Below are 20,032 nucleotides of genomic sequence, written 5' to 3'. Positions count from 1 at the left end.
GTTCTTGGAGCCGTGAAGCAATTGCTCTTGAATCGAGGGGTAAGGGTGATTCTGGCGGCTTTGCTGGTACTGGCAGCTTTTCGACAACTGTTTCAGGCAAGCCGATGGGGGCACGAAAGCTGGCAGATCGGCGACTGGCTGATTCACTACGGCAACGGGTTTGTGCGCCGTGGTTTGGCGGGAAGCCTGTTTCGCGAGCTGTCGGATTGGTCCGGCATTGCGGCGAATCATCTCGTGATCGGCTTCAGTCTGATGGCGTTCCTTTCGCTCGTCGCCCTGCTGCTTCGATGGGGATCCAAGGTGTTCTCGCCAGCGTTGCTGTTATCCTGCGTGGTGCTGGGATTTCCGGCCTATCAGGACGGCATGGTGCGCAAGGACTGCCTGCTGCTCCTGCTGTGGGTGGGTTGCCTGTGGGCTCAGGACCGGATCAAACCGCCGATGTTCCGTTTTTTGGCAGTGAACCTGTTGGCCTGCACGGGGGTGTTGATGCATGAGGCTTTCGCCTTCTTCGCGTTACCGGGGCTGGTGCTGCTAGATCGGGGTGGCCCCCTTGATTGGCGGGCGGTTGCCGGTCGGGCTTTCTCCATCCTGCCCGCGCTCGGGTGCCTGGCCTTGGTGATCATTCATCACGGCAGTCCGGAAACGGCGCGGGAGATCCATGAATCGTGGCTGCCGCTCTGGCGGGAGATTGAAGGCCCCAGAGTGGATCTGACGGAGCCGGCGGCGGCGATTGCAGCACTGGGCTGGAGTGCCGGTGAAGGCATCGGGTTGACCAAGGGCATCTGGGGTGCGGGGCTTTATCAGCCCTTGTGCTGGGCGATGGTGTTCGGCGTCAGCACCTTGCTGGTCCTCGCGTTCACCCGGTCAGAGCCGGGACCCCAAGGTCGGGCCGATCTTCTCGGGCTTCTGCTGTTTCAGTTGATCTTCATCTCGCCGTTGTTCGTCGTCGGGATCGACTACGGGCGTTGGCTGTTCCTGTGGGTGGTGAGTTCAATGGTCTTGCTGCTGAGAGAAAGGGAGTTGCCTGCATGCGTGGGAGCGCGGGTTCATGCGTGCTTGGAGTGGTCGCCGATCCGGGGCGTGCTGGACCGGCTTTCCGGTCACGAGTGGGTGTTCCTCCTCTTCGGCGTGCCGGTGCTGTGGAGCCTTCGAAACTTCCTGACGGCGGGTCCGCTGCCCCATCATGTCTGGCATTGGGTGAATTCGTTTTGAATGATGGCGCATTCCGGAGATCAACAGGTTGATGGCGACCGCAAGCGGGCGTTCATTCTGGCCTTGTGGCTGGCATTTCCCTCGTTCGGGTTCGTGCAGGAGCATGCCGGCACCTGGGTGATCGTTCCTTATCTGGCCGGGGTGGTTGCAGTGGTGTTGCTTGGTTGGCACCGGTTGCCGTTGCCCGAGCGCTGGCTGGGCCGGCATTTCGGGTGGGTCGTGTTGGCATGCCTGATCGGGATGGCTGTTGCGCACGTGGCGTTGCACCCCTTCGAGGATGGCCGGGGGGCGGGTTTCAGCAGTGACCGCGACGAGGCGCTCGAAATCGCGGTCGGACGGTTGATCGATGGCGAGTATCCCTACTATCCGCAAGGCGAAGGGGCCGGGCCTCTTTCCGTGCTCCCGGGTGGCATCCTGCTTGCCGCGCCATTCGTGTTGATCGGCAAGGTCGGGTTGATCAATGTTGCCTGGCTCGCAGGCTTTCTGCTGGTGATGCGTCGGGAGCTTGGCTCGGCGGCCTGGGCTCTGTGGATGTTGGGAGCCTCGCTGGTGGTGTCTCCGGCAGCGGCGTATGAATTTGTTTCTGGAGGTGATTTGCTTGCCAATGCGATTTACGTTTCGGTCGGCTGCTGGTGGTGTCTCCGTTTGTGGTCAGAGGAAAAGCTCAGGGTCTGGCGGGCGCTGGGGGCTGCGGCCTTTCTTGGAATTGCGGTGGCTTCGAGGGCAAGTTTTCCGCTCCTCTGCCCACTGGTGGTTGCGTGGTTGTGGCAGCGGGCAGGGATCGTTCGGGCGGCTGGCTGCGCCGCAGTGACCGCTGGAGTTTCGCTGGGGTTGATTGGAGGATTTTACCTCTCCGATCCGGAATCCTTCACGCCCTTCGGGTCTCGCAACAAGCTTGTGGTGCATGGCGCTCCGGAGTGGTTGCAGCACGCGATCCTGGCAGCCACGCTGATAGCGGTGGGCTGTTTCACGATCGCGTTTCTCGCGCGGTGGTGCGTGGCTGACCGGCAGCAATTTTTCCGTGCCAGCGCCTGGATCACTTCGATTCCGCTGGCGGGAATGATCCTGGCCGCATCGGTCCTCGGCGGGCGGATCGATTTTTCAATCCTGCACGACCGATTCGGGCTGATGTGTGTGCCATTTGCCCTGCTCGGTTGGGGAGGCGTGGCCGGGGAAAGGAGGGGCGCATTGCAGGCGCCCTGAGGTGGCGGAGGAGAGAGAATGAAGAGAGGTTTGCGCTTCGCACCCACCCGGCGCCTCCTCCTCCGCCAAGGCTACGGCGGGACAAGTGAAATGCGGCGCTCTTTTCGGGCTGCATCCGCAGGAAAGGAGGGGCGTCGTTCCGGCGCCCGGAGGTTTTGGTGAGGTGAGAATGAAGTGAGTGCTGCGCTTCGCATTCGCTCAGCACCGACGAAGGCGCCCGAAAGACGCCGCTCCTTTCGGGCTGCGCCCGTGGGAAAGGAGAGGCACCTTGCAGGTGCCCGGAGGTTCCGGTGAGGTGAGAATGAAATGAGTGCTGCGCTTCGCATTCGCTCAGCACCGACGAAGGCGCCCGAAGGACGCCGCTCCTTTCGGGCTGCGCCCGTGAAATAGAAATGAGCTGGCAGGCGATTCAATTTCTTCGCTGCTCGGAAGAGGTGAAGGTCACACACAACCGGCTGCCTCACTGGCAGCAGGAAGAAGGCTGCTACTTCCTGACGTTCCGGCTGGGTGATTCGTTGCCGTCGAGCCTGTTGGAGCGTTTCCGCGGTGAACGACATCGCTGGCTTTCCTTTCATCCGGAACCGTGGGATGAGCAGACGGAAGAAGAATATCATCGGCGATTCAGCACCCGGATCGACGCGTGGCTCGACGCGGGTCATGGGCGATGCATCTTGGCTGATCGGGAGAATGCGAGCTTGGTCAGTGCGGCGTTTCATTACTTCGAAGGTGAACGCACGATCCAGCACGCCTTTGTGATCATGCCGAATCATGTCCATCTGCTTTGCTCGCTGGCAAAGGGCATGGATCTCGGTGCGATCGTGTCATCCTGGAAATCGCACACCGCCAAGGCAATACGCCGCCGGTTGGGTGAGAGAGGCCCTCTGTGGCAGCGGGACTACTTCGACCGTCTGATCCGCAGCCGTGAGCACTTCCTGAAAGTCGCCCGCTACATTCGGAAGAACCGGGTGGCGGTGCCGACCGCCATGCACTACGAGGCACCCTGGCTCCAGTCGTTGTTGGACGGCTGAGAGGAGGGGCGCATTGCAGGCGCCCGGAGATGGCGGAGGAGAGAGAATCAGGAGAGCTTAGCTTCGCACGGCGCATTCGCCTCAAACCGACGGGAGCGCCTCCCCCTTCGCCAAGGCTACGGCGGGACAAGAAGAATGCGCCGCTCCTTTCGGGCTGCGCCCGCGGGGAAGGAGAGGCATCGTGCCGATGCCCTGCGTGAGCGGTAAAGGCTGAATAAATATTGCTCCGCGCGGGGTATTCGCTTCGCACCGGCACGGCGCCTGCAATGCGCCGCTCCTTTCGGCTTCGCCGCTTTTGAATTCTGATGAAAATCGAAACCACCCATCCTGACCCGGAAGCTCCGGTGGATCCCCGGGCTGTGGCGATGCTGCCGGCGGTGGGGGGCTTTCCGCCGTCGGATCGAGGCCTGTTCCTCGCCGGTTACGGGGAACTGTGCCGGGTCGACCTGAGCGGACGGCGGGCGCTGGAGATCTGTGGCGGCTTCGGCAAACTGGCGGCGGGCCTCGCAACGGCCTATCCGGAAGCGGAGATCATCGGCCTGGACCTGTACGCCGCCTCCGGCCCGGAGATCGAGGAACGGCTCAGGGAGCTACCGGGCCTTTCGTATGTGGCGGGCGATGCCTTCGATCTGTCCCGATATGAGGACGAGAGCTTTGACCTCGTGTTCGGACAGGCGGCGTTGCACCACCTCGCGCACGACATCGACGGCTTGCGGCGTGAGGTGACGCGGGTGTTGAAGCCGGGCGGGCGCTTCGTCTTCATCTTCGAACCACTCGGCCACAACCCCCTGTTCGCCGCGATCCGGGCCTGGCGGTTCGCGCTGGCCGAATCGGGTGATGAGAGCAATTTGTACTTCTCCCAGTTCGAGAAGCTCGCTCAGGGCTTTTCGAAATGCGAGGTCCAGTGCTTCAACATCCTCGGCTACCCGATGAAGGCGCTTTCGGATCGGATGCAATCGCTGGCGGAGCTGGTGCAGCGGATCGACCATCGATTGATGTCGTGGTTTCCCGCGCTGAAGAAGTACGCGGCGAACTGCAACCTGGTGCTTACCAAGTAAAAGCTGAGAAGCTGAAATACTGAAAAGCTGAAACTGTCTTGCTCTCCGCTGTCGGCTCCCCTCTCCTCGCTCATGAAGTGGTTCACCTGCACGCCGGTTGCCTTTGGAGGTGGCGAGGACTTCTTCTGCCGCGACAGCGGGCTGCTGTCGCGGGGCTTCCGGGCGATCGGGGTGGAAAGCCGGGCGGTGATGCCGGGCGAACGGAAGCCGGAGGATCTCGACGAGCTGATCCGAACCGACGCTGCGAATCTCGAATCAACCAGTTGGTGGGAGAGCCACGGCCTCGATGGGGTGGTGCTCTACGCCTGGGGGAGGCCGAAGTTCCGCCGGGTGGCGGAGGCGATCCACCGGGCGGGGATCCGGCTGGTGCTCAACCAGGACAGCCGGGGAATGGTCAGTCCCCGATGCGGGCTGAAGAACTGGCTGGCGTCCGAGAAGGTGGTTTCCGGACTGGGGAGGGTTCCGGGGGCGTGGTGGAAATACGCGGCATCGGTGGGGCGGGGGCTGAGTGTCGGGCTGCTTGCGACCGATCCTCTGCGTGCCCGTCACCTCAGGCATGGGGATCGAATTGCAGCAGTTTCACCGAGGGCGGCGGAGCACTATCGCGCGCTTTGTCGCAACTACATCGGGGAGGACGTCGGCAAGCGGGTGTGCTGCATCCCGCACCCGGTCAGTCCCGACTTCCATCCGGGCGACGGCACCCGCGAGCGACGGGTGGTGGCGGTCGGTCGCTGGGACGACGAGCTTCAGAAGCGCAGCTCGTTGCTGATGGCGACGTTCGAAAGGCTCCTGAAGAAGGATGCGGCGGTGGGCATCGACCTGATTGGCGACACTCCGGACAAGTTCAACGAATGGCGTGCGCACTTGCCGAGGGATCACGGGCAGAGAGTCACGCTGCATGGTCGCATCACTCCGGATCGCATCGTCGACCTTCTGCAGCGGGCGAGAATCATCTACTGTTCCTCCGCCTTCGAGTCGTTTCACATCGCCTCGGCGGAAGGTCTCTGCACCGGATGCACGGTGGTGAGTTCAAGGTCGATTTGCCTGCCGAGTTTCGAGTGGTTCCTGTCGGAGGGCGACGGTCGCTTTGCCGAAACCGATGATGCCGCCGGTCACGCCGCGGCCATTGTGGATGAAATGGCTGCGTGGGACGCGGGAGGGAGGGATCCCCACGACATCGCTCACCGCTGGGCGGGCCGGCTCCATGCGCCCCGGGTGGCGCAGCAGGTGCTTGGGTTGTTCGAGGACGAGGATGCCGGAGGAAAGGAGGGGCGCATTGCAGGCGCCCTGAGGTGACGGTGGAGAGAAAATGAGAAGAGCTTCGTGCGTCGCATTCGCATTGCACCGGCACGGCACCTGAAATGCGCCGCTCCTTTCGGCCTGCGGCCGCTTTGAGATGCAACCATGATCCGGATCATCATGCGCGGCCGGACGGGGAACAACCTGTTCCAGTATGCCTTGGGGCGGGTTCTGTCGCAGAGGCACGCGTCCCGGTTGGTCCTGGACGGCTCGCTGTTCCAGCCGAGCGATTGGGAGGTGGCCTCCCGTATCCGGGATCTGCCCCTGCGGGCAGAGCTCAGGCGCGGCCTGTCGCTTCCCAGCCGTGCGGTGAGGAAGTTCACGGGCAAGCATCCGTGGGAACTGCTCGGGATTCCCGTGATCCGGGAGCCTGGTGACGACACGAGCTTCAACCCCGCCTTTCTGGATGCACCCGCCCATTGCGTGATCTCCGGCTTCTTCCAGTCCCCGCGCTATTTCAGTTCCATCGAGGACGATCTGCGTCGCGAGCTGGACCTCTCAACGCTGGCTTGGCCGGAATCGACGCGTGAGCAGGCCCGGATGTTGGCCGATTCGGAGACGGTTGCCGTTCATGTCAGGCGCACCGACTACGTCGGCCGCGATGTCTTCGACCTCTGCGGTTTGGACTACTACCGGACCTGCATCTCCCGGATGCGGGATTCACTGAGTCGCCCGCGGTTCTTTGTGTTCTCCGACGACCCGGCCTGGTGCGCTGACAACTTCCGGGGTGACGACATCGCGATCATGCCGCCGCCCGACGATCCCAAGGATCCCCTTCACGATCTCCATCTGATGAGCTGCGCCCGACACCACGTCATCGCCAACAGCAGCTACTCGTGGTGGGCGGCGTGGCTTGGCAAGCACCCTCGGCAGAAGGTTCTGGCGCCGGGTCGGTGGTTCGGGGGAAGCGAGATCCACGCCCCCATGCATGACCGGCTGGGCCAGGGTTGGGAGACCGTTGAGGTTTGAACCGGGGGGAGTGGCTGCCGCTGAAAGTTGCAAAAACCTGCCGATTTTCAGCCCTTGACTAGCGCGCATAAATGTGCGCACATTATATTATGCGCACGACGATTGAATTGCCCGACCGCTTGTTCCGGGAGGCGAAGACCCTGTCGGCGGCAAAGGGTGAGACCTTGAAGGAGTTCTTTACGGCTGCGCTTGAGCGGGCGGTGGCGGAGTCTTCGGAAGTCGAGCCACGGCGGATGGTTCGACCGCCGATTCGTGGGCGCGGTCCGATCCCACCGAGGACCAACGCGGAGCTGGCGTCTTTGTTGGAGTCCGAGGATCTTGAGAAGTCCTCATGAAATCCTTGGTCGATGTGAATGTGGTCTTTGCCATGCTGGTGGAAGGCCATTCGCATCATACCGTCGCGTGGAATTGGTGGGAACGACAGCCGGTTGAGGGTGTCCTTCTCTGTCTACCGGTTCGCCTCGGTGTGTTGCGACTCCTGACCAATGCCCGAGCGATGGGGAGCGCTCCGGTGAGTCCAGATGAGGCTCTTCTTGCATGGGATGAGATGGAGGCTGATGAACGGACTTGTTGGCTGACCGATCCGTCCGGGCCTGCTGCGGAAACCTGCTTCCGCAGGAATGTTGCCGGTCGGAGTCCGACGCCCAATCTATGGACGGATGCTCTTCTTGCGGGCTGGGCCGAAAGCGCCGGCTGCCGACTGACCTCCTTCGACGCAGGCTTTCGCTCCTTCCCGGGCCTGGATTTCGAATGGTTGGGGAGCTGACGGGATCGGCACGATATTGTTTCTGCGGGTTGTCTGCGGCATTCCTGCCGCAGACCATTTCGTCGGCTTCCGGCTGCCGACCTTTCAGGTTAGACTGCGGCTGGAAGCCACAGCCACGGCCTGCCGCTGGAAGCGGCAGCAACCCATCGTCATGAACTTCACCATCGTCACGCCGAACCTGAATTACGGACGCTTCCTGGGGGAGTGCCTGCAGAGCGTGGCCGACCAGCAGGGGGTGGAGTGGGAGCATCTCGTCATCGATGGCGGGTCCAATGACGACAGCGCCGAGGTGGCGGCACGGTTCGAGCATGCCAGCTGGATCCAGGAGCCGGACGAGGGGATGAGCGATGCGATCAACAAGGGCTTTGATCGCGCCCGGGGCGAATGGGTGATGTGGCTGAATGCCGACGACCGCCTTAAGCCGGGCGCCCTGACGCAGATGCTGACGGTTCTGCGAAAATCGAGCGCAGACATCGTTTACGGGAATTGGGATTTCATGGATGCCGATGGTGAACACCTGCGCCACGTCAGGGCTCCCCGCTGGTCCCGCTTCGTCCACGTCCACCACCATTGCTTCGTCGGATCCACGGCGGCGTTCTACCGGAAGTCGACGGTCATCGACGCCGGGCATCGCCTGCGGGTCGATTTCAAGTATGTGATGGATGGGGAGTTCTACGCGCGACTGGATGCCGCCGGGCTGCGTTTCGAGCACGTCGACCCGACCGTGGCCGAATTCCGGATGCACGGGGAGAACCTCTCGCAGCGCCATCTTGGAGGGACCCGTGACGTGGGAGAACTCCTCGAGGCCGAGAAGCAGTTCAGTGAGTCGCGTGCCGTCCGCCGTGCCTATGGCGTGACCCTTTTCCGTGATCCCTACCTGAACGGAATCATCGACGGCTTGCTCTGGATTCTGGCGAAGGGCTGGAAAGCCGTTCTCCGGCTCCGGGGTTGAACACCCTCGCCGAGACCCGACGCATGATCCGCAAACTCATCAGTCTTTATCGGGAGGTCTTCATTGACCCGATGCCGCTGGAGGAGTTCTCCGACTACGACGACTACTGGGATCAGCGGGTGAGGCAGGAACCCAAGTACCGCTTTGTCTGGGTGGCCGACCGCCTGCCCGAGCAGGGCAGGCTCCTCGATGTGGGATGTGGTGACGGGGCTTTTCTGGAGCACGCCCGACAGGTGCGTCCCGACCTCGGGACGGTCGGGATCGATGGTTCCGCCACGGCCATTGAAAAGCTGAAGGAAAAGGGGCTGGAGGGTGCGGTGGTCGGGGACCTGGATCGACCCGATCTTTCGGGCTTCCGTGACGTCGATGTCGTGGTGGCGATGGAGATCATCGAGCATCTCGCCGAGCCCGAGCGCCTGATGGAGGAGATTCGGAAGACCGAGGCGCGGACCGTTTACATCACCATCCCGAATCTGGGCTTCATCCTCAACCGCCTGCGACTGGCGCTGGGAGGGAAGATGCCGGTCACCGCCATCGTCTATCACATCAAGGAGCACCTTCGGCACTGGACCGTTCGCGACTTTCGTCACTGGGCGGATCATTGCGGCTTCACGGTCGAACACTACGTCGGTCAGAACGGCTTCTTCGGCCTTTGGCGCATCTGGCCTTCGCTGTTCGCCCGGCAGATGATCTATGTGCTGTCGCCCAAGGCGCGCTGAACTCCAAGCATGATGAAACGCATCCTCACCTACGGGACCTTCGACCTCTTGCACCGCGGGCACATCGAGCTGCTGCGCCGCGCCCGCGAGATGGGGGATTTTCTGATGGTGGGACTGTCCACCGATGGATTCAACGCCCTCAAGAACAAGAAGTCGTTTTACGCCTACGAGGAGCGCAAGCTGGTGCTCGAGGCGATTCGTCATGTCGATGAGGTCATCCCGGAGGAGAACTGGGAGCAGAAGGCGGACGACATCCGTGCGCATCGGATCGACATGCTGGTCATGGGCGATGACTGGCGGGGAAAGTTCGACGACCTGCGTTCCATTTGCGAGGTTGCCTACCTGCCCCGCACGGCCGGCATCAGCACCAGCATGGTCAAGGCCCGCCTGAGTCTCGGAGGAAACTCCGAAATCCGGTATGAGTGAGGCACATCCGTGATCGCCATGCGTGAATTGCTCCGCTTCCTGTTCGAGTGGCTCCATCGTTGGATGCCCAAGGCGAACCACACGGTCATCTACGGATGGCCGGATGGCGAGGACCAGAGCCGGGCGCTCGAGCAGTCCCTCCAAGCGACCCGCCTCGAGCGGGTCGTTTTGCTTCTGGAGCGACCGGAGGAGGCCTCGTGGGCCGACGGTCCCAAGACCCGCCGTGTCCGGAAAGCGTCCCTCGCCGGGATCGGCTGGTTCCTCCGCGCCCGCTATGTGTTTTTCAGCCACCCGTGCTTCGTCCGGCGGTTTCCCGCGAACGTCGTCTCGGTCAACTGCTGGCACGGCATGCCGATCAAGAAGATCGGCGCCATGATCGAGAATGACGAACCCATCCGCTGCAGCCACACGCTGGCCACGTCCCCGTTCTGGGGTGAGATCATGCAGCGGACGATCATGAAGCCGGGTGGCGACATCCTCGCCACCGGCCTGCCGCGCAACGACCGCTTGTTCGTGCCCCGGCACGAGGTCTTCGAGAAGCTCTCGCTCGATCCCGGCCAGCGGCTGGTGCTCTGGTTGCCCACCTACCGGACCAGCCTGCGCGGCCTGCCGCGTGAGGACGGTGTCGATTACGGCAATGCCTTTGGATTGCCCGACGCCGACCCGGAAGAGTTGAATGACTTCTTGGGGCGGCATAAGGCGCGGATGGTCGTCAAGCCGCATCCGATGGCTTCGACGTCAGGGTTCCAGTCATGGAGTCATCTGAAGATCATCGACGATGCCTGGCTGGCCGGTCGTTCGGTTTCCCTCTACGAGCTGCTCGGAGCCAGCGCCATGCTGATTACCGACATTTCCAGTGCGGTGATCGACTACCTGCTGCTTGACCGACCGGTGATTCATGCCTTTCCGGATCTCGACGAGTATCGGGCTTCGCGCGGATTCACCGTTGAACCGATCGAGGACTACCTCGCGGGTGCGGTGGTCCGGGATCAGCGGGGATTGGTGGCGGCGCTTGAGAAGGAACTCGGCGGGGATGACCCGCACGCGGAACGTCGGCAAAAGCTCCTCGAGCTGTCCCACCAGCACCGTGACGGGGCAGCGACGAAGCGCTTGCTCGAGTCGATCGGGTTGTAGAAAGGAAGGGCACCTTGCAGGTGCCTGGAGGTGACGGAGCGAGACCGGGCACAGGCCCCGCAATCACGCCCGTGGGGCACCTGCAAGGTGCCCCTCCTTTCCCGTCCGCCACTTGCGGAACACCCAGAGGGCCATGAGCATGCCGAGGGCATCGGTGGCCAGGTCGACAAGGTCCGTCCAATCAAATCCATAGCCGAAGCCCCACTGGGCGGCTTCGACGGCAAGCGCGAGAAGAGCGGCGAGGGTCAGACCCCGCCGCTCTTCTTGCGTCAGGACGAGGAATGCCAGGGTCGGGACGAAGAACAGCAACCCGTGCAGCAGCGGGCGGAGGGGACGGAGTTGGATCTTCCAGCGCAGCAGCAGGTTGGGGGACTCGAGCGCCCCCGGCTGGCTGGGCGCGGGGACGAAATCGCCGGGCCCGAGGGCGCGGGCTGGGGGATCCGGGGCGTCCATCGCAAAGGATCCGACCAGGGGCGATTGCTTCGGCCACGGTCCCGGGATCACCAGGAACCAGGCGGCGACCAGCCAGAGGGCCGCCGCCAGCCATGGCCCGGGCGATCGCAGCCGGCCGGCGACGGAGGCCAGCCAGACGAGCCAGCCGAGGACCACAAACCCCATGCCGGCCCGGGCTGCCGGCGAAACCCGGGTCGGGAAGGTCTCGAAGCGGCTCAGCCGCAGGCGTCCCGACTGGCCGAGGTTTTCCAGATGCAACTCGGCCCTCGCCCCCGGCGGGCCTGCGGGGTGAATGGCGGAGGTTTCGCTGAAGGAGCCGGTGCCCCGGACCGAGAAAAGATAGACCCGCTCGAGGCACTCTCCGTTTTTGATCCATTCCAGGTGCAGCCGGCCGTCCTGCCATTCCTCGGTGCCGCGTTGCAGCTCCTTGGCCTCCACGGTGAAGCGCAGGTGCATGCCGTCGGCCGCCCCGAATTCGCCGAGATCGATTCTCAGCGAGTCGGGTCTGGCCTCGAGCCACGGGCTGCCCCCGGCGATCTCCAGACCGGCGGAGGGATTCGCCGGTTGGTGTCCGTGGTTCCACGAAGCGACCGTGGCCGCGATCAGGCCAAGGCCGGTGACGAGATGGAGGGCGACGCGGCGCACGGCGACAGCAGAGCAGCGACCGGCAGACGTGCCGACCAAAAAGGCGCGAAGGAGTCGGTTGCGGGTGCCTTGAGCTGACGGCGAAAGTGCAAACGAGAAGAGCCGCAAGCCCTCCGATTTCAGCATTTCAGCTTTTCAACTTTTCAGTTTTACCCACCACACCCCGGGGTGGTGACCACCCATGGGCCGGGCTGGACAGGAACTTCGCTTTTTGCTGAAAGAATTCCGTGATTGCCCCGGGGCGGGTGCTCGCCTATCACCTCGCCTCCGGAACCCCCGGAAAATCATGCCCGTCGGCCGAAAAGAAGCCTTTTCGATCCAGTTCCTGCAACTGGTGGACGCGGGATTGGTGTGGTTTGGCTTCTATCTCGCCAACCTGCTGCGGGATCCGGTGCGCGATTGGCTCGGGGAGGCCCCGACCGACGAAGCCGGGCTCCTTTCCATGGCATGGATGCTCTACATCGCCGTGCCCTTCACGCCGCTGATTCTCGAGTTCTTCCGCTTCTACCAGCGGCTGCGGATGAAGACCCTCGGCCAGTCCGTCTCGCAGTTGTTCCGCGCGCTGCTGGTCATGGCCCTGATGCTGGGGCTGCTGGTCATCTTCGCCAAACTTCCCGAGGGCAGCCGGGTGGTGCTCGGCCTGGGCGGGCTTTTCGTCTTTCTGCTGATCCTGGGACGGGACCGGATGCTCACGGCCCACCTGCGCCAGCGGGGGGTGAAGGAGCACCTCAAGGAGCGGGTGCTGATCGCGGCGTCCCGGGAGGACCGGGACGAGTTCCTGGCCGAGCTCGACCCGGAGATCATGGAGGGGCTCAACGTCGTCGGCCGTTTCGATCTGGGCGAGAACCAGGTGGAGGATCTCTACGACGTGCTGAAGGAAAAGTCGGTGGAGCGGGTGATCATTGCGGCGGGTGAAACGGGTTTCAGCAAGGTCGCCGAGTGCGTCGAGGCCTGCGAACTGCAGGGGATCGAGGCCTGGGTGGCGGCGTCGTTCATGCGCACCCAGGTGGCGCGCCCGACCTTCGACATGCTCGGCGACAAGCCGATGCTGGTCCTGCGCTCGACGCCGGACCTGTCCTGGGAACTGGCGGTCAAGGCGGTGTTCGACCGGGTCGGGGCGTTTCTCATCATCCTCCTCACCCTGCCGCTGTGGGTCTTCGCCTGGGTCGGGATCCGGATCGCCAGCCCCGGTCCTGCCTTCTACTTCCAGAAGCGCGCGGGCAAGTATGGCCGGCCGTTCCGGATGTGGAAGTTCCGGACGATGGTGCCGGATGCCGACAAGCTGCTGGACAAGATCAAGGACGAGCATGGCAACCAGATGGACGGCCCGGTCTTCAAGCTCGAGAACGATCCGCGGATCTTCAAGTTCGGGGCGATCCTGCGCAAGCTGAGCATCGACGAGCTGCCGCAACTGCTCAACGTGCTGACGGGGGACATGAGCCTGGTCGGACCGCGTCCGCTTCCGCTCTACGAGGTCGAGGCCTTCCAGAAGTCCGGGCACCGGCGCCGCCTGAGCGTGAAGCCCGGGATCACCTGCGAGTGGCAGTGTGCCGGGCGCAACCGGATCAGCAGCTTCGAGAAGTGGGTGGAGATGGACCTGCACTACATCGACAACTGGTCCCTGTGGCTGGACATCAAGCTGCTCCTCAGGACCGTGCCGGCCGTGATCTTCGGCTGGGGAGCGAAGTAGCCGGTGTTTCGGTAGCCGGCCGTTCGGTATTTCGGAAACACCGAAACACCGAAACACTGAAACACCGAAACACTGAAGTACCGAAACACCGAAACACCGAAACACTGAAGTACCGGTGAGAATGAAGTGATGAAGACGGTCTCTGTGACGTTACTGGCGACTTCCTTTCTGCTCGCGCTCGTCTTCGGGGCGCAGACGGCGGAGTGGAGCTGGGGACCGGCGTTCGTCGCGCTTGCCCTGGCGGTGGGGGCGGGTGCCCTGGTCCGGGGCCGGGGAGGATGGAACGGGCTGGCGGTGGCGATGCTGCCGGCGGTCGGCTGGATCCTCTACCGGGGTGCCACTTCCGACGTGATGGACTTCGCCCGGGCGGATGCGATGCTGGTCCTGGCGGTGGTGGCCACGGCGTGGGTGGTTTCCGGTCTGCGCCCCGGCAACCGGGCGATCCCCGGGTTGTTTGTCGGGCTTGCCCTCGTGTTGGCGATCAATCTCGGGGTTGCCGTGGCGCAGAGTCAGAATCCGGATTTCGTCTGGCCCTATAACCATCGCCCGGCGACCGGCGCCACCGGGTTTTTCGGGCACTACAACTATTTTGCCAACTTCACGCTCGGAGTGGCGCTCTTGCTGGCGGCCCGCGGTCTGTTCTCTCGCGACCACGTCGGCCTGAAGTTCCTGTTCGTCACCGTGGCCGTCTGGTCCGGGGCGATGGTGGTGGTTTCCGGTTCGCGGGGAGGAACGGTGGCGATGGCGGTCGGCATCATGGCCCTCGTCGGGTGCGCGGGAGTCCTCGCCTGGCGCCGCAAGCTGTGGTGGTCGAAGATCGTGATGGTCGCCTTCCCGCTGCTGCTCGTGGGCGGGGCGGTCGCGGGATGGGCCTTGTTCTCCAAGGTGGTGGAGAAACGGGGAGGCGATGGTGACATGGCCCGCCTGGCGGACAACTCGGCGCGGTTGGAGTGGATCGACCTGGCGTTGCGCGTGGCGGGAGACCATCCGCTCACCGGAGGAGGCAGCCGCGCCTTTTCGTGGGAACGCAACCGGCACTGGGAGGTGGGGGATTTCAGCAAGGGCGACGAGAACGAACGCTTCGTCCACAACGAGCTGCTGCAGACCGTCACCGACTACGGCGCGGTGGGGGCCGTGCTGGTGCTGATCCCGATCGGGTTCGTCGGATGGCTGGCGCTTTCGCGGCTCTTTCTTGGCTCGGAGGACGACAGCGAGCATCTGGATGCGGTGGCGGCCGGGGTGCTCGCGGCAGGAGCGGCCGTGCTGGTTCAGGCCAACTTCAGCTTCGTCTTCCACCTGCTGCCGTCGACGATGCTGCTCGGCCTGTTGTTCGGACTTGGTGCACTGCTGATGAAGAAGGGGCCGGCGAGCTGCGGGGTGTGCGCGATCGGAACCGGTGGGGTCCTCGGGGTTTGCCTGCTCTGGTTGGGGGTTCAGGCCTCCCGCAGCCTGCATGCGGTGTGGCCGGTGATCTACGCCGATCCCTCCCTTCTCCATTCCAACCCCGGTGCCGCCGTCGACCGCCTCGAGCAGGCCTCGCGGTGGTGGTCGGGTCATCGCTTCATCGAGGAGGCCGGGAATTATTCGAGGCGTGCGGCGGCGGCCGCGGCCAGTGACGAGGAACGGCAGCACTGGAACCGGCGGGCCGTGGAATTCTATCGCGAGGCCGCGCTCGAGCATCCTCACCATCCGGGGCTCGCGCTCAATGCCGCCAACGCGCTTTCCGAATTGGGCCGCGCGGAGGAGGCGGACGAGGCCTTCGAGCGGGCGATCGCGCTTCAAGGCGGTCTGGAGGGAGCCTTCGCCGCCCGCTATTTCCACGCCAAGCACATCTACGGCTTGTGGCACCGGCGATGGATGGAGGAACGGCGGTCCGAGGAGGCGCTGTGGCAATTCCTCCGGGTCCGGCAGCTTCTCGACGAAGCGAAGGAACAGGCAAGCTGGGGAAATCCCGAGCGGGAGGAATTCCGCAAGCAGGTCGAGCAGTCGATCGGCTTCCTCGAGAATGCCAGGGTGCGGCCGCGCCCCCCCGAGCCGGGCGCTACGAATTGATCTGGTCCCAGGCGATGTTCGAATCGGCCAGTTCCCTGAGGAGTTGGCGGATTTTCCGGTCGGCCATCTCGAAGTTGGGCGGCCCGCCGAACTCGCGCTCTTCCGAGTCGCTGAAGGCCATGGTCGCGCTGATGTAGGCCCAGCGCTGGGCCTTGCCGTGGAGCACTCGGTCCTTGATGTCGATCAGGGTTCGCTTGGTGTGGTCGCGGGTGATGTCGTGCTCGCCGACGAAGAAATAATAGGTGAGGCAATCGCGGGTGATGAACTGGCGGTCCTCCGGCGGACCGTAGCCGATGCCCTGCTTGGAAAGCAGGCGCATGACGGGGATCTTCTTGCCGTCACCGAGCTCCAGCTCGTCCTTGAAGCCCTGGATCGAGCGGTGGCCCTGGGCGGGCATGCAGCGCTCCGGGCGGTGGATCGAGGTCGCGAGGTCGTGGCCCGAGAGCACGATGGAGAGATCGATCCGGTCCACGGGAACCCCGTCGATGATCGACATTTCCTCGAGCCGGCGGCGGAAGCAGTGGGCCTTGGAGAACTCGGTATCCTTCGCGAGGATGTTGATTTCGAGTTCGGAGGGCGGGTAGGTCCGGGTCTCCCATGCGCCGATGAAGGGCTCGATCTTCATGTCCATGGCGCTTTCCGCCTCGTTCAGAGGCGGGAGCAAGTAGATCGCCGACATCACGGCGGCCATCAGCGCGGCGGGAATGAAGAAGCGGATCATCGTTTCAGCCCGTGGATTTTACAACCTCGCGGCGGGTCAGCTGGGGTTTGCGGAAACGGGTCAGGCCGCCTTCCAGGAAGGAATGCAGGGTCAGCAGGAGAAGCAGCGAGATCGGGTAGAAGACGATGAGGCCGGACCAGTCGTGCCAAGTGTCACGGGCGAAGACCGGATCGCCGTATTCGGCGATGACGAAGATGGAGGTGAGGCGCAGCATGTTGCCGATGATCGCCAGCGGGATCGCCGAGACGCAGAGCAGGGCCTTCTTCCACAGGCTCATCTTCGCGACGTAGGCCCAGACGGTGGAAATGAGGATCAGCGCCATCAGCGACCGGATCCCGCCGCAGCCTTCGTTGATCTCCAGCGGCTCCCAGTTGTCGTTCAGCGAGAAGATCTGGGTTCCCCGGACTTCCGTTTCGACGCCGAACCAGCCGCAGCCGATCTGGGCGAGCTTGGTCGAGAGAATCTGGAGGTGGGTGGTCGCCTGCTGGAACTGCGGCACGGGAATCGCCAGCCACAGCACGAAGAAGGGGAAGGCGGTGAGTTTTGCCACCTTCCAGCCCCAGAAATACCACGTGCAGCCCCACAGGATCATCGGCAGGCCACCGCAGGCCAGCCGGGGTTGGCCGGTGCGGTGGGCGAGGACGAAGAATCCGGCCCCCGCCAGCGCCACCAGCAACCCGAGCCACATCGACTTTTCGACGGCGGTCTCGCGCGCCTCCTTGAGCCGCGGCCATTTCCAGATGATGAGGCCGATGGTGATCAGCGGGACGAGGAAGCCGTGCTCGAAGTCGGTCACCTCGTTCCACGTGCTCTTCCACCAGCCGGTCGGCGTGTAGGCCTGGCCCGGCCCGAGACCCTTCTCGATGAAGTAAAAGAAGCCCACGACCAGGCCGACGGCGATCACGCCGGGGAGCAGGGATGCCGCGGAGGGCCCGGATTTCTGCTTGGGTTCCATCAATCGAGTGCATGGAGGGTTGCCGAGCGGATCCGGACTGTCAACAATCCTGCCCGCCGCCCCCAAAGACCCATGAGAATCATCAGTGGAACCGCCCACCGCGATCTTGCCGAGCGCATCGCCACCGAGTTGGACACGACCCTGGCCGATGTCCACGTGACGGCCTTCCCCGACGGGGAGACCTTCGTCCGGATCAACGAGAACATCCGCGGCGAGGATGTCTTCCTCGTCCAGCCGACCTGCCCGCCGACGAATCACAACGTGATGGAGCTGCTGATCATGGTCGACGCCGCCCGGCGGGCCTCGGCCGAGCGCATCACGGCGGTCATTCCCTTCTTCGGCTACGCCCGCCAGGACCGGAAGGACCAGCCGCGGGTGCCGATCACGGCCAAGCTGGTGGCCAACCTGCTGACCTCCGCCGGGGTCGACCGGGTCCTCACGATGGACCTGCACGCGCCCCAGATCCAGGGGTTCTTCGACATCCCGGTGGATCACCTCTACGCCAAGCCGGCGCTGATCGGCTACATCCGGGAAAAGGTCGGCGACCCTTCCGGACTCACCGTGGTCTCGCCCGATGTCGGGGGGACCAAGCTCGCCCGGGCCTACGCCGATGCGATCGGCACCGACCTCGCGATCGTGGCGAAACACCGGGTCAGCGCGACCCAGGTCGAGGCGATGAATGTCATCGGCGAGGTCGAGGGTCGCGACGTGATGCTGGTCGACGACATGACCGAGACCGCCGGGACCCTGTGCGCGGCGGCGGAAATCCTCGCACGGCATGGAGCCCGGCGGGTGTTCGCCGGCGTGTCCCATGCCGTTCTCGGCGAACTGGGGCGTCAGCGCATCAAGGACTCGGCGATCGAGGAGGTGATCACCACCGACTCGGTGCCGCAGGCCGGCGGCGAAAAGGTCCACGTCTGCGGGATCGGCGGTCTCATGGCCGAGGCCATCCGCCGCATCGCCGGCGGCCAGTCGGTCACCTCGCTCTTCGACGTGTAGGGCGGCGTCAGCGCACCACCGTGAACTTCTCGCCGAGCAGCCACTTGCGCACGAGTTCCCGGTTCGCCGTCAGGTTTCCCTGCACCCGGTAGTTCGAGCGACGCAGGACTTCGGCCTCCGCCTCGGCTTCGTCGACCACGCACCACGGCGATGATCCGGACGAGTGCACGAAGCGAAACCCGTCCGGGCGGCTGACGATGAATCCGACGTGGGTGTCGAGCCCGACGATGCGGATCCCGGCATCCATGCCCCGCAGCTCCGCGGCGTAGGTTTCATAGGGCACGCCGACCCGCAGCGACAGCTCGTTCTTCGGCAGGAAGGTGCGCAGGATGTTCTGCGAGGGCTGTCGGGCGAGTCGGTAGCGGTCGACCCGGAATCCGGCATCGCGAAGGACCGTCGCCACGAAGTAGCCGCAGGCGATCGTGCCGCCGCCCGGCGTTTCGCAGTGGCCGTTGAAATCCCACGGCGTGCCGAGCCAGCACCTCATCAGGTCCGGCAGGGCCGTTTCGAGAAACACCGCCGCCTCGTCGATGACCGCCTCGCGCCCGCGCCCGCTGCCGGCCTCGCGGTAGCGCCTGCCGAGGTTCCGGCGCCAGCGCTCGGTCTCCTCCTTGAGCACCTCGTAGCGGTCGGGGTCGGGTTTCGGCGGGCCCTTGCCGATCACCAGCACCGGTTCGCCGTGGCGTTCCCACAGCCCCTTCAGATCCGCCCGGAACCACCATCCCGCCCCGCCGACCACCAGCGCGGTCACGAGCAGCGTTCCGAAGCACGAGCGTTTCATCGATCAAAGCTCCGGCCGCACCGGGATGCCGCGCGCGGCGAAGTGGCGCTTGGCCTCGCTCACGGTGTGCGTGCCGAAGTGGAAGATGCTCGCCGCCAGCACCGCATCGGCCCGGCCCTTGTCCAGCACCTCGACCATGTGGTCCAGGTTGCCGGCGCCGCCGCTGGCGATCACCGGGATCCCGACCGCTTCGGAAACCGCCGCCGTCAGCTCGCAGTCGTAGCCCGCCTGGGTGCCATCGGCATCCATGCTGGTGAGCAGGATCTCGCCCGCGCCCCGCCGCCAGACCTCCTTGGCCCACTCGACGGCATCGAGCCCGACCGGGGTCCGCCCGCCGTGGGTGTAAACGCCCCACTTGCCCGGTCGCTCGCGCTTGGCGTCGATCGCCACCACGATGCACTGCGCACCGAAGGCCTTGGCCCCGGCGTCGACCAGGTTGGGATCGTTCACCGCCGCGGTGTTCACGCCGACCTTGTCGGCCCCGGCCAGCAGCATCTCGCGCATGTTCGCCACCGTGCGGATGCCGCCTCCCACGGTCAGCGGGATGAAGCAGTGCTGCGCGGTGCGGCGGACGACGTCGGCCATCGTCGCGCGGTTGTCCGACGAGGCCGTGATGTCGAGAAAGACCAGCTCGTCGGCCTGCTGCTCGTTGTAGGCCATGGCGCTCTCGACCGGGTCGCCGGCATCGATGAGGTCGACGAAGTTGACGCCCTTGACCACGCGGCCATCGGTGACGTCGAGGCAGGGGATGATACGTTTCGCGAGCACCGCGAGAGCAAAACGCCCGCAGCCCTGCTTGTCCATCCCGGGGGCACCGGGGGGTGTCACTGAAAGTGGTGGGCATGGCCGGGACTTGTCGGCCGGCAGGCATCCCCCTCTAGACTGCGGCGATTCATCGCCGCTTTGGCGAAGCATTTCAATGCGAGCCGCGCCATCGGCGATGAATCGCCTCCATCAAAGCGGCGATGAA

Annotated in this window: 19 protein-coding genes; 14 read left to right on the top strand and 5 right to left on the bottom strand. The window is 64.4% G+C overall.

The genetic code is table 11. The features are described 5' to 3' along the window. The first annotated feature begins 12 nt into the window (after positions 1-12). From ACG2LG_RS17860 to ACG2LG_RS17810, 11 genes are all read left to right on the top strand, one after another. On the top strand, positions 13-1,212 hold the full coding sequence (locus tag ACG2LG_RS17860) for a hypothetical protein (protein ID WP_396261281.1): 1,200 nt from the start codon (positions 13-15) through the stop codon (positions 1,210-1,212). Continuing rightward, positions 1,213-2,415, top strand: coding sequence for a hypothetical protein (locus tag ACG2LG_RS17855; protein WP_396261279.1), 1,203 nt, complete (start codon positions 1,213-1,215; stop codon positions 2,413-2,415). Between the two features lie 392 nt (positions 2,416-2,807). Continuing rightward, entirely contained in the window at positions 2,808-3,443 is a 636-nt protein-coding gene (locus tag ACG2LG_RS17850) for a transposase (protein ID WP_396261277.1), read from the top strand. 305 nt (positions 3,444-3,748) lie between these two features. Next, positions 3,749-4,501 (top strand): class I SAM-dependent methyltransferase, encoded by a 753-nt coding sequence (locus ACG2LG_RS17845; RefSeq protein ID WP_396261275.1) that lies wholly within the window; start codon positions 3,749-3,751, stop codon positions 4,499-4,501. Between the two features lie 72 nt (positions 4,502-4,573). Then, entirely contained in the window at positions 4,574-5,797 is a 1,224-nt protein-coding gene (locus tag ACG2LG_RS17840) for a glycosyltransferase (protein ID WP_396261273.1), read from the top strand. A gap of 108 nt (positions 5,798-5,905) precedes the next feature. Continuing rightward, the gene (locus tag ACG2LG_RS17835) at positions 5,906-6,769 is read left to right on the top strand and encodes an alpha-1,2-fucosyltransferase (protein WP_396261271.1); all 864 of its coding nucleotides are present in this window, start codon (positions 5,906-5,908) and stop codon (positions 6,767-6,769) included. Positions 6,770-7,100: 331 nt separating this feature from the next. After that, on the top strand, positions 7,101-7,535 hold the full coding sequence (locus ACG2LG_RS17830) for a TA system VapC family ribonuclease toxin (RefSeq protein WP_396261269.1): 435 nt from the start codon (positions 7,101-7,103) through the stop codon (positions 7,533-7,535). A 151-nt stretch (positions 7,536-7,686) separates the two neighbouring features. Beyond that, positions 7,687-8,487 carry a glycosyltransferase family 2 protein gene (locus ACG2LG_RS17825; protein ID WP_396261267.1) on the top strand — a complete coding sequence of 267 codons (801 nt, stop codon included), beginning with the start codon at positions 7,687-7,689 and terminating at the stop codon, positions 8,485-8,487. 23 nt (positions 8,488-8,510) lie between these two features. Then, positions 8,511-9,206: a class I SAM-dependent methyltransferase gene (locus ACG2LG_RS17820; RefSeq protein WP_396261265.1), complete on the top strand. Its 696-nt coding sequence runs from the start codon at positions 8,511-8,513 to the stop codon at positions 9,204-9,206. A gap of 12 nt (positions 9,207-9,218) precedes the next feature. After that, positions 9,219-9,632 (top strand): glycerol-3-phosphate cytidylyltransferase, encoded by a 414-nt coding sequence (gene tagD, locus ACG2LG_RS17815; RefSeq protein ID WP_396261263.1) that lies wholly within the window; start codon positions 9,219-9,221, stop codon positions 9,630-9,632. Positions 9,633-9,650: 18 nt separating this feature from the next. Continuing rightward, positions 9,651-10,766 (top strand): CDP-glycerol glycerophosphotransferase family protein, encoded by a 1,116-nt coding sequence (locus ACG2LG_RS17810; RefSeq protein WP_396261262.1) that lies wholly within the window; start codon positions 9,651-9,653, stop codon positions 10,764-10,766. A gap of 63 nt (positions 10,767-10,829) precedes the next feature. On the opposite strand, the gene ACG2LG_RS17805 is transcribed toward ACG2LG_RS17810, so the two are convergent. Further along, positions 10,830-11,864, bottom strand: a complete 1,035-nt coding sequence (locus ACG2LG_RS17805) for a hypothetical protein (RefSeq protein ID WP_396261260.1) — start codon at positions 11,862-11,864, stop codon at positions 10,830-10,832. A 286-nt stretch (positions 11,865-12,150) separates the two neighbouring features. Between ACG2LG_RS17805 and ACG2LG_RS17800 the strand changes: the two genes are divergently transcribed. Further along, entirely contained in the window at positions 12,151-13,554 is a 1,404-nt protein-coding gene (locus tag ACG2LG_RS17800) for a sugar transferase (RefSeq protein ID WP_396261258.1), read from the top strand. 129 nt (positions 13,555-13,683) lie between these two features. Beyond that, positions 13,684-15,606, top strand: coding sequence for an O-antigen ligase family protein (locus ACG2LG_RS17795; RefSeq protein WP_396261256.1), 1,923 nt, complete (start codon positions 13,684-13,686; stop codon positions 15,604-15,606). Here ACG2LG_RS17795 and ACG2LG_RS17790 read toward each other — a convergent pair. Both ACG2LG_RS17790 and ACG2LG_RS17785 read right to left on the bottom strand, forming a co-directional pair. Next, positions 15,596-16,327: an exosortase-associated EpsI family protein gene (locus ACG2LG_RS17790; RefSeq protein WP_396261254.1), complete on the bottom strand. Its 732-nt coding sequence runs from the start codon at positions 16,325-16,327 to the stop codon at positions 15,596-15,598. The genes ACG2LG_RS17795 and ACG2LG_RS17790 overlap by 11 nt on opposite strands. 4 nt (positions 16,328-16,331) lie before the next feature. Continuing rightward, the gene (locus ACG2LG_RS17785; RefSeq protein WP_396261252.1) at positions 16,332-17,282 is read right to left on the bottom strand and encodes an exosortase/archaeosortase family protein; all 951 of its coding nucleotides are present in this window, start codon (positions 17,280-17,282) and stop codon (positions 16,332-16,334) included. Between the two features lie 72 nt (positions 17,283-17,354). Here ACG2LG_RS17785 and ACG2LG_RS17780 point away from each other — a divergent pair, with 72 nt between their 5' ends. Then, entirely contained in the window at positions 17,355-18,281 is a 927-nt protein-coding gene (locus tag ACG2LG_RS17780; RefSeq protein ID WP_396261250.1) for a ribose-phosphate diphosphokinase, read from the top strand. A 7-nt stretch (positions 18,282-18,288) separates the two neighbouring features. Here ACG2LG_RS17780 and ACG2LG_RS17775 read toward each other — a convergent pair whose 3' ends face one another. Both ACG2LG_RS17775 and hisF read right to left on the bottom strand, forming a co-directional pair. Then, positions 18,289-19,062, bottom strand: a complete 774-nt coding sequence (locus ACG2LG_RS17775; protein ID WP_396261248.1) for a hypothetical protein — start codon at positions 19,060-19,062, stop codon at positions 18,289-18,291. Positions 19,063-19,065: 3 nt separating this feature from the next. Continuing rightward, positions 19,066-19,830 (bottom strand): imidazole glycerol phosphate synthase subunit HisF, encoded by a 765-nt coding sequence (gene hisF / locus ACG2LG_RS17770; protein WP_396261246.1) that lies wholly within the window; start codon positions 19,828-19,830, stop codon positions 19,066-19,068. Positions 19,831-20,032: the final 202 nt, after the last annotated feature.

The sequence above is a fragment of the Haloferula sp. A504 genome, from assembly GCF_044385805.1.
Classification (GTDB): domain Bacteria; phylum Verrucomicrobiota; class Verrucomicrobiia; order Verrucomicrobiales; family Akkermansiaceae; genus Haloferula.
The sequence above is the reverse complement of the archived record's forward strand: the minus strand, read 5'-3'. Positions and strand labels throughout refer to the sequence as shown.